A 13622-nucleotide genomic window follows, 5' to 3' on the forward strand; every position below is an offset into this window, starting at 1 on the left:
TCACTACCTGCTGCCGGTACAAAGCGCATGAGCCAGCCCCACGCTCTACCAGCTACTGCCTGTAATCAACCCACATTTATTTCTCGTCAGGCGCTTGATGACAAAGCCTGGGATGCATGCGTAACCGCTTCTCCGCAACGAATTGTGTACGGGTATACCTGGTATCTGGATGCGGTTCTACCCGTGCCTGATTGGAAGTGGCTGGGTCTGGTGCTCCCTGATAAGCGGGGCGGTTACCAGGCGGTATTGCCCGTGCCCCTGCGCCGGAAGAAACTGGCCGGAGTCACCTGCGGATGGGTCGTACACCAACCGTTCTTCTGTCAATTTCTGACCGTTTTTACCATGCAAAGCATTGACGTAATGACTTTTCTAAGGGCGGTGCAACAGCGGTTTCGGTACGGTTCCCGGTTTAACCTGTGTTTCCAGGAAGTACTGCCTACTCATGACACCTCTACAATCCGACTGCTGACAACACATGTATTAGACTTGTCGGTCGGTTACGAAACGTTGTCACAAAACTATTTGCTGGATCGTACACAAAACCTACGGCGGGCACAAAAAGCGGATTGGACGGTAACCGAGTCAACGGATGTCGAACCGCTACTAACCTTATTTCGTGCCAATCATGCTGATAGCATAAATGGGGGCGTGGCTGACTGGTCGTATTCGATGTTGCGCGCTTTATGCGGTACGCTGAATCAACGTGGTCTTGCCATCATTCGTTATGCGGTATGCCAGGGACGTATTGAAGCAGGGGCGTTGTTTGTCCGGGAGGGTAATCGGATTATTTACCTGTTCAACGCGGCATCGGCGACGGGTAGAAAAAGAAACGCCCGGACGCTGCTGATTGATCAGGTCATCCGGGAGTATGCTGCAAAGCCGTATCTGTTTGATTTCGAAAGTCCAGAAAAGACGTCTATTCGTGATTTCTATCGGAGCTTCGGGGCCGTTGACGAGCCGTATTACTCCCTCCAATGGAGCCGGTTGACAGGCGTTGAACAGCTAATGGTTCGGATACGACGTTTGTTCTTAAAATAGCGGGTTCTAAGCGTCAACTAGTAGAAGTGGAGAGGTTGTTTGAGGCCGCCGTTGCGCTTCAAATCCATTACCATCGAACCGACCCACAGATCGACTTCAACCTTAACGGGTATTTTGTTGAGGTCGTCGGATACGAAAATGCGGATGGATTCTTCATCCTTAAAGAGCTTGTTCTGCGGAAGAACGGGGTTCAGCTTCAATACGTTGACCTTGCCTTGTTTCGTTTTAACAACGTCCTTACCCCGATAACGAACCTTCATGTTGTAGATCGTATCGTCGTAGAAGGCTGGTACTTCAATGATTTGGCCGTTGCTTAGCTTACTAAAATCAATTGTGCGCAGGAAATAATAACCGCTGATGAGATCGTGAACGTTATCGGGCACTTTAAATATGTCGCGCTCGGTGCGTTCCTCAGCCTTCACCGTATTCGTTTCGTGATTAAAGGTGATGTTTTCTTCCTTACGGTAATTGTTTTCCTGAAGATTCGTGTAGAATTTCTGGGGTAGGATGGCTGAAGTGTCAATATACGAGCGCCAGGTGTCCCGGATGCGGGTCACGAGGTCAAAGGCCCCAACCGTACGACCATCAACATTGACGCGGTAGCAGGGCCGCTCGTTGACTTTGTACAGGGTTGGGCTAACGTCGACAACGGCTTCCGCTGCATTGATAAAACCATAATGGACACGGTATTCGAGATGCTCGCCTGGTCCAAAACTCGTGTTGACCACGCGCCGGTAAGCGTTCAGGCTAGCAAAACCAGTCCCTAAAACAAAGATGATACCAAAGCCGATTAAGTACTTCTTCATATGTAACAGCCGCCCGCTACGGGCATCACTTATAAAGATGGATAAGTTTGTTTAAGATATGTAAGGTAACGCTTAAAATTTCCACCGAATTGATTATCAAACTCCTGGCGAAAGCGGTTCTGTTGCTTTCTGTACGTCAGGTACCCAATAAAGTACGCATTATTGGGTAAGTTTAGTTTGTCTAACCGCCGTTTTTTTAGTGAACGTACCGGGTCTTTGCTTCGTTCGTCGGTCAATGTATCCGACGACACTACGATTTGCCGGATTGTCTGCCACTTCAACGAATCTTTGACAGCTATAGCCATTGTTGGTTTAAACGTTCGATATAAACTGTCGAGCGTTTGTGTCCCCCGCAGGATATGTCCGTCATACCGCTCATAAAACGATTTTGTCGCTAAATAGTCACGATACGGAATAGAGTTTACTCCATACTTCATGGCCAGAAACCGTAACGCGCCGTATTCACCCACAAAATCGGCTAAATTCTCGTTGTATTCAAGGCTGTTTTTTATGAACAGTGTTCCGTGTGTCAACTCGTGGATAATCAACTCCGCCAGGCTACCAACGGGTCGATCCAGAAAGCTGGATAAAATGGGATCGTTCAAAAAACCCAATGTCGACCAGGCCGACACTTCCCCGATACGCGTATCAAGTCCTTCTCGTTTTAGCTCGGCAACGGTTGTGTCAGCCCGGTCCTTCTCAAAAAAACCTTTGTACGAAAAGGTGCCCAGTATGGGAAAATGCCATTGTCGGGCCACCAGTTGATACGGTTGAGCTGCCGTTATAACCCAAAGGATCGGTTTTCCTTGCTGGTTGTAAAACGATTCGTAGCTTCCTGACTTGTCTAACCCAAGCGAGTCGATAGCAAAACGCTTTATTTCCTGGATAAGTTCTATTTTTTGTTTTAATGAGTCAGGAAAGGCCGGGTTAGCCAGCACTTCGCTGACGGGTTTGGTGTTCCAAAGAATCCGTAATTGACCGCGTGCCTGCATCCATCCGTAGCTCACTAATTCTCGTTGCCATAGGCCAAAGACAACTAAAAGCAGTAGTACCCCCAAACCAATTTTCTTCCACATAAGCGAGCGCGTGTTTCCGCTGCAAACATACAGGATGCTGCCTAACAACGCTACGTACTCGCTAGCAGCTTCGCACTCGTGGTGTCGGCGGGGCCGCCCGCATGTCGTGGTGTCGGTTTCTCAAAACCGACACATCACAGCAGCAATCAGTGTCGGTTTTGAGAAACCGACACCATCCTAGAAGGGCATCTGATTAGAGCAAATTCAACATTTCGGACAATACTGTTTCTCAAAACCGACACTACTCATCACAGTAACTACAAAAAACGCGACTGACGAATCAGGCTAGCAAACGGCCTTCCAGTACAGGACGGTCATCTTTCGTGGCTGGATTAAGAATGGCCAGGCTTTTCTTGAATTGAACCTTTACCGTATCCTTATCGAAATTGCACGTTATCGTTTCGTAATGAGCAGTTTCAATGAAGCGAACCGTCAGAACGAACGTGTTGTCGTCAGTCCACGTACCGCTGGACGCGATCTTGGTCTTGGTTTCACCCGGAATCAGGGTTGGCGTTAGCTTAAGCGGCAGTGCCGACAGATCCGTTTCCTTCTCGACCCAGCGACCCATTCCGCAGTTGATGCGGTGTTCGCCTTTGTCGTCCTGCATGGTAAAAATACCACCGTCTTTGCCAAAGTTGAGCGCAACCGACTTCACATGCAGCGAGTTATCGGCGATGCTAAACGGCTTATTGTCAATTTGGGCAATGATCGGCGAGGTCGATTTTACGTTCTGGATCGGTAAGGCCAAAGCCGTTAGTTTTTGCTTTAGCTGAGCCTGCTCTTTGGCATCCGCTGGTAGCGTTTTCCCTTTTACGCTACCCAGAATATGCTCCCAGACATTGTCCAGAATAGCCTGCATATCGCTGGTCTCGCTCGTAATAGCCACGACTATGTCTTCTTTGGGCATCACAATGCAGTATTGACCAAAGGCCCCATCGCCCCGGTACGCATCGTGCCGACAGCGCCAGAACTGATAACCGTAGCCCTGCAACCAATCATTCTCTTCTTTCTTGCGGGACCCACCTTTCGATTGGATTTCGAACTTGGTGGCATCGTCGATCCAGTTGGCTGGCAATAGCTGTTTGCCTTTCCAGACACCCTTTTGCAGGTAAAGCTGCCCGAATTTGGCAATGTCTTCGGTTTTAACGCGAAGCCCCCAGCCTCCGGTATTGATACCCTGCGGATTAACTTCCCAGTCGGCCCCTTCGATACCGAGCGGATCGAACAGCCGGGGTTTCAGGTAAGCCAGAACGGTTTGACCGGTTAGCTTCTGCACAATAGCCGACAGCATGTACGTGGCTATGCTGTTGTAAAGGAAAAACGTTCCGGGCTGATGCTCTACGGGTTGAGCCAGAAACGCCTTCGCCCAGTTCTTTTCCGAACGGACGGCTGGCTCCTTGTCGTGCCCGGTTGACATGGTAAGCAAATCTTTCACCCGCATGGCCGCGAGGTTATCACTAACCGTGGCGGGTAAATCGTCCGGGAAAAACTTGGTTACTTTATCCTCAACGGTCAGGCGCTTTTCGGCGACAGCCATACCGACTGCGGTCGAAGTGAAACTTTTGCTTAGGGAATAAAGCGTGTGCTTCAACTGGGGGGCATAAGGAGCCCACCAGCCTTCAGCGACAACGTTACCATGCCGCAGCACCATCATGCTGTGCAGGTTCAACTTTTGGGATTCGACGGCATTGGCAAACGCCAGCAAGGACGCCGAAGACATGCCCTGGGCCTCGGGCGTGGTGCGAAGAAGCGCTGAGGAGCCTTTAGCCCATACGTCGCCAGGAAGTGACGACAACAAGCTAATTCCGGCGGCACCAAAACCTAGTTGTTTTAGAAAAAGCCTGCGATTGAGCTGCATAAGTGTTTTCAATACGTGTGCAGACTAAAGCATGTTCAGGCTGGATTCTCCTATTCAGGGCAACAAAAATACGGTCAATGTTTTCGAACCGTGGGCACCGATAACCAGCGATTGTTCAATATCAGCGGTTTTGGACGGACCCGCGATAAACGTTCCGAAGCCGGTGTGTGTGTCAATGAGTCGGTAAGCCTCGTGCATGTTGCCGACGAGGTTTTTCTCGGATAGTACCAGCGACAAGTTCAATGAAATGAACGGCAGCGCCCGAATACCGATGGCCGCTTCGTCGAGCCAGATAGCGGCATTTTCGGCAACGCCGACTTTGCCTTCCAGCACAACCAAGTGCAAATCGTCTAACAGCCGAAGCTCCGCTGCTGGCGTAAAGTTGCTGATGTCCAGCCCCGGAACATGACTGAGTATGGGTAGCGTCAGGTCGTACTCTTGGACCAGAAAGGCGTGTGCTTCAGACAGTGAGGTTACTCGAATTGCCTGCCCGCCGTTTGTTTTTACCATCGCCATGAAGGCTTCGACGAGGTTTTCGGGCGTGATGGTAGGCGCGAAACCTATCGTTTCGGGGAGCGGGTGCAGGTCGGGTTTACCCTGTCGAATGGCCGCCAGAATGGTATCACGGGTGGTTGTTTCAGCCATTGTCTTTCTGGTTTTGTTGCGCGTACCAATCCCGGAAACTCTGAGCGGGCGGCTTCGGCATATCGCGGTGGATAGCCCAGGGGTTTAAACTCGATTTGTTGGCCAGCGAGGGAAATTTCTGCATGAACCAACGGCCGGCCCTTCCAGCAAATCGGTACAGCCGTGGATGGCTGAACAGCACGTCCATGCCCGTCATGCCTATTTTTTTCGTGGGCTCAACAGCACCGGCTTCGCCCAGTACCTGCCGCCATTTATACAACTGCTGGTGAATGTCGATCTTGACTGGACAGACGTTGGTGCAGGAGCCGCAAAGGGTAGAGGCAAACGGCAAATCGGCGTATTCCTTCATGTCGATATTCGGTGCCAGAATCGAGCCAATTGGTCCGGCTACCGCCGTGTGGTAGCTGTGCCCACCGCTACGCCGGTAGACCGGGCAGGTATTCATGCAGGCTCCGCAACGAATGCACTTCAGGGAGTTGCGGAAATCAGGGCTGGCCAGCTGACGCGTCCGACCGTTATCGACCAGCACGAGGTGCATTTCCTGACCGGGCGCGGGTTTGCGAAAATGACTGGAATAGGTTGTCGTGGCCTGACCCGTAGCGGAACGTGCCAGCAGCCGCAGAAACACGCCCAGATGTTCGGCCTTTGGAATGACTTTTTCGATACCCATGCAGGCAATGTGAACCTTGGCCAGATGTGCCCCCAGATCGGCGTTGCCTTCGTTGGTACAGACCACAAAGCCACCTGTTTCGGCAATGGCGAAGTTAACGCCCGTAATCGCTACATCGGCCAGTAAAAACTTCTGGCGCAGGTGAATCCGGGCGGCTTCGGTAAGGTACTGCGGATCGTCGGCTCCGGCGTCGGTACCCAGGTGCAAGTGGAACAAATCACCAATGTGCCGCTTCTTGAGGTGAATAGCGGGCATCACGATATGACTTGGCGGCTCGTTGCGAAGCTGGATAATGCGCTCGCCCAAATCCGTGTCGATTACCTCAATCCCTTCTTTAATCAGGTACGGATTCAGATGACACTCTTCGGTAAGCATGGATTTACTCTTGACGATTTTGGTCGCCTTGTGCTTCCGCATGATGTCGAGCACAATCCGGTTATGTTCATCGGCGTTAGCCGCCCAATGGACAATGACGCCGTTCTGCCGGGCGTTTTCTTCAAGCTGAATGAGGTAATCGTCCAGCTTTGAGAGGGAGTGCAGCTTGATCTGGGAAGCCTGCTCGCGCAAATCTTCCCACTCCGGCAGCGATTGGGCCGCCCGGTCGCGCTTACTACGGACAAACCAAAGGGTTTCGTTATGCCAATCGGCGTTTTCCTCATCGCGCAGGAAAGCCTCGGCGGCTTTGGCGTGTCTGGGAGAAGCAGTATCCATTCGTTTGTTGTTTAGTTGCCAGCCGTCAGAATTTCGGCGATGTGCATGACGCGTACCGAACTTTTCTGACGATGTAATACGCCTTCCAATTGCATCAGGCATGACATGTCGCCCCCCGTAATCACTTCCGCCCCGTGCTGGACATGGTCGTACACGCGATCCTTACCCATTTTTGACGACAGGGCTTCTTCGAACACGCAAAATGTACCACCAAAACCGCAGCATTCATCGGGGTGGCTCAGCTGAATGAGATCAAGCCCGTCAACCAGCCGCAGGAGCTGCTCGGGTTTCGAGAATTTAGGTTCCATCCGTTCCGACATGGACGAAAGCCGCAAACCGCGCTGGCCGTGACAACTGGTGTGTAAACCAACCCGGTACGGAAAGCGGGCTTTAGGAAGCTGTTCGACTTTCAATACGTCGGTCAGAAATTCGCAGAGTTCGTAGACGTTGTTACGCAGTCGCGCGGCTTCTTCGGGCTGGTCGTCGGAATGCAGGTGCTCTTTTAAGTGCAGGACGCAGCTACCCGAAGGCCCAACGACCACATCGCAGTTAGCAAAATTGCGGATAAAATTCTTGTCGCAACCTGCCGAAAGACGCTGAAAACCAGAGTTTGCCATTGGTTGCCCACAGCAAGTCTGCTCCATTGGAAACACCACCCGAACGCCGAGGGATTCAAGTAATCGTAAGGTGGCAATACCGACCTGCGGATAAAACTGATCGACGTAACAGGGAATAAATAAGCCTACGTTCATCTTTAACACAAAATCACCTACGAAAATAACGAAGGCTGTTTAGAGTTCGGTCTTTTTTCGACAGGATTAGCAGAATTAATTAGCCTCTATAGATTGGTTACTAGACAGGATTGACAGGATTATCATGATTTTACTCGTGCTTTTTTGATAGCCTGTCAATTTAGTTAGCTGTTATAGGTCGGTGTTTTCGACAGGATTAACAGGATGGTAAAAAGAAGAATAGAAAAATCCTGTCAATCTTGTTAATCCTGTCAAAAAAAAACACTCAGGACGCCGTTCCCATACCAATCAATACGGTAGACAGTACGATTAGAAATAAGCCCGCGAATACTACGCCATACGTTCGCCGACTGGCTCCGCGCCACTCCCAGAGCACCAGACCCCACAGGGTACTAAACGTGATGATGAACGCCATGTGCATCGTCCAGCCCGCGAACCGGATACCATCGGGTAAGTAATTGTCACCCATGCCGTAGAAAAAGAACTGGAAATACCAGGTTGTGCCAGCCAGCAGTGCCCAGGTGTAATTACGAAGCAACGGCGTCTGGCTGTCTGTATAGTCGCCAAAGGAACGGTTTCTACGATTCAGAATCATGCACCAGATAAAATTGGTAAGAAAGCCGCCGAACATCAGTACCGGATAAATCGCGTTGTTTTGCCAAAGCGGATCAGTACCGTTCGTAACCGCCATTTGCGCTATTGGGCGTCCGGCAGCGAGGGCGAAAGCAAAGCAGGCACTCAAAATACCCGAAATTGTAGCGATGATGATGCCTTTGCGCAGGTCAAACTCGGCAACGGTTGCTTTCTGCTGTTCAGGATTAAGCTCGCCTTCTTTCAACATGCCCGCCCAGCCACAAACCGCAATTCCAGCCAGGCATAAGGCCACTCCGCCCAGCGTGAAATGTCCCGTTCGGGTGTGGAGCAGCATGTCGAATTTTCCTTCCCAGATGGGTGGAATCAGCGTTCCGAACGCCGAGCAAAAGCCGAGGGCTACGGCCATACCCAGCGAAATACCCAGGTAGCGCATGGTCAAACCGAAGGTTAAGCCGCCAATGCCCCACAGGACGCCAAAGAAAAATGTCCAGAAAAGGGTCGAACTGTCGGCGGATGTGATGCTTGGGACCAGACCGTTGACCGTCAGGCCGCCCATAACCCAGGGGACAATGATCCACGACGCAAACCCGCCCACGATCCAGGCACTTTCCCACGACCACTGCTTTACGTTACGGAAGGGCAAATAAAAACTGCCGGAAGCAAACCCGCCGACAGCATGATAGAAAACTCCCAAAATGGCATTCATAGAGTAATGGTTTAGGAACTACAATTAGTGACCTCTTGACAGGCCGACCGTGATTTGTAAAGATGAGGGTCAACGATGACAGAACTTTCCTGCTCTCTCCTGCGCCTGGAAAGTCAGTACGCTTCGTCAATCGGTCAGATAAGAATCGCAACGTGGAAGCCTACTCATCGGATTGCGCAACAGTGGATTTGCTTTTGGGGTACTAAAAAACAAAAGCTATCGATACGCTCGGTACCAATAGCTTTTTCGGATTTGATGGTCGTCGTTGTGGGGCTACGTAGCCGTGCGTTTCGATTCCTGAACTGCTTTACCCATCAATTCACTAAGAGACAAATCAGGCATTTATTCCAACGCCTGATAAACCGCAATACGGAATTTCTTTACAAAATCACTGTAGTACGCGTACGGCTGAACGTTCGTGAAAATCAAAAGAATGAGTTCTTCTTTCGGATCGATGGTGAACTCGGAACAATACATGCCGCCCCATGTAAACGAACCCGGCGTCGCCTGATCGCCGTAGTGGGAGTTGTCGGTAATGAGCTGAAAACCTAAACCAAATTTGTCGTTCCGGTCCCAGACTTCAGCCGCGCCAATCTGATTGCGCGTCATCAGTTCAATGGTTTTACGCCCAAGAATCCGTTTGTTATTGAATGTGCCACCGTTGAGCAGCATCTGACAAAGTTTCGCGTAATCTTCGACCGTACTAATCAAACCCGCACCCCCCGAAAAATACGTCTTTGCGCCCGTCGTTGCCGAGTGTCGGTAGGCTTCGTTGGTGTGCAGGGTTAAGGGTTTATCCAGACTCGCTTTGCTGTACAGTTCGACCAGACGGCTGGCTTTGTTGCTGGGTAGATAAAAATACGTATCGTTCATGCCGAGTGGGTCCAGCACGCGTTCGCGCATGGCAACGTCAAGCGGTTTACCCGACAAAATCTCAACCAGCCGCCCAATAATGTCGGTGTTCAGGCCGTAGGTAAAGCCCGCGCCGGTTGAGTCCGTGCCGGGGTCGCGCAATAACGGACGTTTGGCTAGCTTGTTGATCACGTCTTCGAGCTTGTCGGGAGCCGTCGAGTTGAAAAAAGGGACCTTGAATTCGGGTCGCTGGTCAAGCGGGTGCTCGTACGGAATGCCGGAGTTATGGCTTAGCAACTGGCGGATGGTGATTTCGCTCTTGGCAGGCCGTGTATCGTAACTACCGCCCACCGGATCTTTTTTGTCGTACTTGACCAGCACTTTCGGATTTTTGAATGCCGGAATGTATTTCGAGATGGGATCGTCCAGCAAAAACTTCTCTTCCTCGAACAAGGTCATTAAGGTTGTCGTCGTGATGGCTTTCGACTGGGACGCAATCCGGTACATGTCGTCGCGCTTCAACGGCGTTTTCTTTTCCAGATTGTTGTACCCGAACGCTTTGTAGTGGACGATTTTACCCCGGTGCGCCACGAAGGTTACGGCGTTCGGAGCAATATCCTGGTCGATCAAGCCTTGCAGCCAGCTATCGAGCCGTTTGAGCCGGTCCGCCGAAAAGCCAGCATCGGCAGGTGACTTTGCGGTCGAAAAGGTTTGGGGTACCGATTGGGCAAATAGTGAGGACGTAACTAGTAGGAGGAGTACAAGGAAGCGCATGGATAAGGGTGGAGTTTACATAACGGAAATTACAAGTTATATCAAGTAAGCGTGGGGCATGTTTTTGTCATCCCGACGCAGGAGGGATCTCTGGGGCAACTTCCGAAGATCCCTCCCGCGTCGGGATGACAAAAGAATCTTTACTCATACTTACGAACGACAAAGCTATAAATCAAAAATTGGGTACTTTTTACTTTTGCCAGTCCCACAGAACAACCACCCAGGTTTCACCGATAGCTGGATCGTGGAACTCGTGCAGTGGTTCGAAACCAACACGGGCGTGGGCGCGTAGGGACCGGCTATTATTAGCCGAGATATCGGTGATGAGTAGCTGGTAGCGGTTGCTGTACACATCGCGGTGATGTTGGTACATCCGGTCGAATAGCTGCTGCCCCCGATAGCCTTCGGCCACGCAAACCTGCCCCATCACGTAATACGCGTACTCCCGAACCGGCTTACCGTTGTAGTCGAGCGCATCAATCAACGAAAAGAGAGGAACCAGTTCGGGAACGTCAGCGCCGAATTCGGGTAGCATGGTTAGGCAGTAGCCTACGACGGTATCATCCGCTTTGGCAATGACGCTGGGTGCGGCCTGATTCATATGGGTTAGTACCGTCGGGTCATGTTCAACGGTCACGAATCCTTGGTTAGCCTGTACCTCGACGGGAACATTTTTACGAAGATTTGCTTGTTGCAGAGCCAGAATGCCCTGTACGTCTGCTTCGGATTGGACGGTGGTAATGGAAATCATCTAGGCAATGGTTTTACGTTCCGACTGAGCCAGAAAAGCAGCATCTACTTCGGCCCCAATGCCGGGGGTATCGGGTAGTGTAATCTGGTAACCGTTGTAGGTAATGCCTCCATAAATTGGGTCAAGAGCGTGTTCGAAACAGCCGTCCAGGTCGTAGAAACGTACGTTTTGGCGGGCAGCTGCAAAGTGGGCGTTGGCGGTTAAGGCCAGCCGCGACTCCGACATACAGCCGATCATGCAGGGAATGCCAGCCGCTTCGCCAATCGCGTTGATGTTGAGTGCTTCAAAAATACCCCCGCTTTTTGACAGTTTGATGTTGAAATAGTCAACGGCTTCTTCCCGCACTAATCGAATCGCGTCCGTCGCGTCGAACAGACTTTCGTCAGCCATAATGGGGACATTACCCTCGGATTTAAGTTTAGCTAAATGATGTAAATCCTGCTTACGTACTGGCTGTTCGCAGTATTGAAATTGATGGTCAATAAAACGAGTTTGATAGAGGACTGCTGAAGCCGTAACATAATCCCAGCCTTGGTTTGCGTCAATTCTATAAGGTACTTTATAGTAATCTCGACTATCATCGCCAAGCTCCATTAAAGCTTTTTCAATAGCATACAATCTGTCAATGTCAGCTTTAAGAGTCGTACCGAGTTTGATTTTGATAGCTTGAGCCCCGTTTTTGTAGATCCGTACAGCATCCTCAACCATCCGTTCGGGCGTATTGATGTAAATCGTTTCGTCGGTCACCAGCGTCCGTTTGGAGCCGCCCAGGAACTGGTAAAGCGGCATCCGGGCAGCTTTAGCGGCAATATCGTACAAGGCCATATCGAAAGCCGAGCGCGTCGTCGGGTGACCGGGTAGGTAGCGCGTCAGGATCGTCAGACAACCTTCGATGTCGAGTGGGTTTTGACCGATCAAAAGCCGGGCCATGTCCTCAGCAGCCGCCAGACCCGATGCCTGCGTTTCCCCGACGATCATCCAGAACGGCGACCCTTCGCCCCAACCCGTAATGCTTTCGTCGGTCTGAATTTCGATCAGGATGTTCCGGGCGTGTTCAATCGTGCCGAGAGAAATGGTGATGGGTACTTTGAGCGGAATGTTGAACGGATAGATACGTATCTGCGTGATTTTCATGGCAGGGAGTTAAACACAGAGAAACAGAGGTTTCACGGAGAAAACAGAGAAACGGTCTGATGACACGAAGGAAAACCTCAGTGACCGCTGTGTATCCTCCGTTTCTCTGTGTTCAAACCAGAACTTACTTTGGAAACTGACTCTTATCGAGTCCGGGAATAAGGCGCAGGGCGTTTTTATAGTATACCTTTTTCAACACCTCATCGGGAAGTCCCATGCCGTACATGCGCCAGAACGCGTGGTATTTTTTGTGATAAGGAAAATACTCGTCGTCGGTTTCGAGAACGCGGAAGTAAGTCGCATATTCGGAAGGCACCCAACTGTCTTTGCCAAATAGAATCCGGTCTTGATATTTCTCGAAAAACTTGCGGGCTGCGCGGGGTTGGCGACCTAGCTCCGCGATAACAGCGCCAATCTCAACGTTCATGTTTGGAAAAACCTTCATCAAACTGTCCAGCTTGTCCAGGTCGTTCGGAAACCAGCCCATGTGAGCCGCAATGAACGTTGTTTTGGGATGCTTCCGAAACACATTATGCTGCTCGGCAATGAGTTGTTCCCAGGGGACAGGATCGTTCGGTGAGCGTTTGCGGCCACCGTGGAGTTTCAGCTCAAGCCAGCGTTCGTTGTACCGGTCCATCGGGTCCCAGAACGATTTAGGGTCGGCAGTATGAATCAGTACCGGAATGCCTAATTCACCGCATTTGTCCCAAATCGCGTCCAGACGCGAATCGTCCACGCGAACGCGCTGGCCCGATTCGTCTTTGTTATTGATACCGAGGTTTTTGTAGATTTTCAGCCCACGGGCTCCTTTCTTAACGTCTGCTTCCAGCATCGTCACGGCGTCTTCCGTCCAGCCTTTTTTACCGATATCGTCGAAGTTAAGATTCGTAAACAGCACCAACCGTTTGGGATTGGTTTTGGCGGTGTTCGCTAAGGCGTTATCGAAAAACTTGGTTCCCTGTTCTACGTTGCCGAAACCGCGTCCGCTCAGGTTCACCATGATTCCCATGTTCAGACTGTCCATCTGGGCCAGGAGGGGACGTAAGTTCGCGTTGTCCATGTTCCACTGGTGGTTATGAACATCAATGAACGGGTACTTCGAGCGGGTGATTTTGTGCTCCGCCACTTTCAGGGTCGAAACGGGATCGTATTCTTCAAAGCCAAGCGGTTCGGCTGGTTTTGACTGACCAAAGGCAACGATTCCCATCAGCAGGAGCGCCGGAAGGTAAAGCAGTTTTTTCATAGACAGGTTGCG

General features: G+C 51.0%; 12 protein-coding genes. 1 reads left to right on the forward strand and 11 read right to left on the reverse strand.

What is annotated here, in order from left to right; translation table 11 throughout:
- Window positions 1-27: 27 nt before the first annotated feature.
- A complete protein-coding gene (locus LQ777_RS03740; RefSeq protein ID WP_232561182.1) occupies window positions 28-1038 on the forward strand; it encodes a GNAT family N-acetyltransferase in 1011 nt (336 codons plus the stop codon).
- 17 nt (window positions 1039-1055) lie between these two features.
- Here LQ777_RS03740 and LQ777_RS03745 read toward each other — a convergent pair whose 3' ends face one another.
- The 11 genes from LQ777_RS03745 to LQ777_RS03795 form a co-directional block, all read right to left on the reverse strand.
- Window positions 1056-1844: a DUF3108 domain-containing protein gene (locus LQ777_RS03745; protein ID WP_232561183.1), complete on the reverse strand. Its 789-nt coding sequence runs from the start codon at window positions 1842-1844 to the stop codon at window positions 1056-1058.
- Window positions 1845-1873: 29 nt separating this feature from the next.
- Window positions 1874-2920 carry an aminopeptidase gene (locus LQ777_RS03750; protein ID WP_232561184.1) on the reverse strand — a complete coding sequence of 349 codons (1047 nt, stop codon included), beginning with the start codon at window positions 2918-2920 and terminating at the stop codon, window positions 1874-1876.
- 280 nt (window positions 2921-3200) lie between these two features.
- Complete coding sequence (locus LQ777_RS03755) at window positions 3201-4778, reverse strand: serine hydrolase domain-containing protein (protein WP_232561185.1); 1578 nt, start codon at window positions 4776-4778, stop codon at window positions 3201-3203.
- A 54-nt stretch (window positions 4779-4832) separates the two neighbouring features.
- On the reverse strand, window positions 4833-5423 hold the full coding sequence (locus tag LQ777_RS03760) for a LutC/YkgG family protein (RefSeq protein ID WP_232561186.1): 591 nt from the start codon (window positions 5421-5423) through the stop codon (window positions 4833-4835).
- Window positions 5416-6804, reverse strand: coding sequence for a lactate utilization protein B (locus tag LQ777_RS03765; protein WP_232561187.1), 1389 nt, complete (start codon window positions 6802-6804; stop codon window positions 5416-5418). The genes LQ777_RS03760 and LQ777_RS03765 overlap by 8 nt, the downstream gene beginning before the upstream one ends.
- 11 nt (window positions 6805-6815) lie before the next feature.
- Window positions 6816-7556, reverse strand: a complete 741-nt coding sequence (locus tag LQ777_RS03770; protein WP_232561188.1) for a (Fe-S)-binding protein — start codon at window positions 7554-7556, stop codon at window positions 6816-6818.
- Between the two features lie 265 nt (window positions 7557-7821).
- Window positions 7822-8856: an L-rhamnose/proton symporter RhaT gene (gene rhaT / locus LQ777_RS03775; protein ID WP_232561189.1), complete on the reverse strand. Its 1035-nt coding sequence runs from the start codon at window positions 8854-8856 to the stop codon at window positions 7822-7824.
- Between the two features lie 342 nt (window positions 8857-9198).
- Window positions 9199-10482 (reverse strand): serine hydrolase domain-containing protein, encoded by a 1284-nt coding sequence (locus LQ777_RS03780; protein WP_232561190.1) that lies wholly within the window; start codon window positions 10480-10482, stop codon window positions 9199-9201.
- Window positions 10483-10672: 190 nt separating this feature from the next.
- On the reverse strand, window positions 10673-11233 hold the full coding sequence (locus LQ777_RS03785) for a GNAT family N-acetyltransferase (protein WP_232561191.1): 561 nt from the start codon (window positions 11231-11233) through the stop codon (window positions 10673-10675).
- The gene (locus LQ777_RS03790; protein ID WP_232561192.1) at window positions 11234-12367 is read right to left on the reverse strand and encodes a mandelate racemase/muconate lactonizing enzyme family protein; all 1134 of its coding nucleotides are present in this window, start codon (window positions 12365-12367) and stop codon (window positions 11234-11236) included.
- A gap of 124 nt (window positions 12368-12491) precedes the next feature.
- Window positions 12492-13610: an amidohydrolase family protein gene (locus LQ777_RS03795; protein ID WP_232561193.1), complete on the reverse strand. Its 1119-nt coding sequence runs from the start codon at window positions 13608-13610 to the stop codon at window positions 12492-12494.
- Window positions 13611-13622 lie beyond the last annotated feature (12 nt).

This window comes from Spirosoma oryzicola, assembly GCF_021233055.1.
Taxonomy (GTDB): domain Bacteria; phylum Bacteroidota; class Bacteroidia; order Cytophagales; family Spirosomataceae; genus Spirosoma; species Spirosoma oryzicola.

What these genes read in the sequence shown, in the direction of transcription:
- LQ777_RS03755 (WP_232561185.1), bottom strand. Translation starts at nt 4,778, where the DNA reads ATGCAGCTCAATCGCAGGCTTTTTCTAAAACAACTAGGTTTTGGTGCC.
- LQ777_RS03785 (WP_232561191.1), bottom strand. Translation starts at nt 11,233, where the DNA reads ATGATTTCCATTACCACCGTCCAATCCGAAGCAGACGTACAGGGCATT.
- LQ777_RS03765 (WP_232561187.1), bottom strand. Translation starts at nt 6,804, where the DNA reads ATGGATACTGCTTCTCCCAGACACGCCAAAGCCGCCGAGGCTTTCCTG.
- rhaT (WP_232561189.1), bottom strand. Translation starts at nt 8,856, where the DNA reads ATGAATGCCATTTTGGGAGTTTTCTATCATGCTGTCGGCGGGTTTGCT.
- LQ777_RS03750 (WP_232561184.1), bottom strand. Translation starts at nt 2,920, where the DNA reads ATGTGGAAGAAAATTGGTTTGGGGGTACTACTGCTTTTAGTTGTCTTT.
- LQ777_RS03745 (WP_232561183.1), bottom strand. Translation starts at nt 1,844, where the DNA reads ATGAAGAAGTACTTAATCGGCTTTGGTATCATCTTTGTTTTAGGGACT.
- LQ777_RS03760 (WP_232561186.1), bottom strand. Translation starts at nt 5,423, where the DNA reads ATGGCTGAAACAACCACCCGTGATACCATTCTGGCGGCCATTCGACAG.
- LQ777_RS03780 (WP_232561190.1), bottom strand. Translation starts at nt 10,482, where the DNA reads ATGCGCTTCCTTGTACTCCTCCTACTAGTTACGTCCTCACTATTTGCC.
- LQ777_RS03795 (WP_232561193.1), bottom strand. Translation starts at nt 13,610, where the DNA reads ATGAAAAAACTGCTTTACCTTCCGGCGCTCCTGCTGATGGGAATCGTT.
- LQ777_RS03770 (WP_232561188.1), bottom strand. Translation starts at nt 7,556, where the DNA reads ATGAACGTAGGCTTATTTATTCCCTGTTACGTCGATCAGTTTTATCCG.
- LQ777_RS03790 (WP_232561192.1), bottom strand. Translation starts at nt 12,367, where the DNA reads ATGAAAATCACGCAGATACGTATCTATCCGTTCAACATTCCGCTCAAA.
- LQ777_RS03740 (WP_232561182.1), top strand. Translation starts at nt 28, where the DNA reads ATGAGCCAGCCCCACGCTCTACCAGCTACTGCCTGTAATCAACCCACA.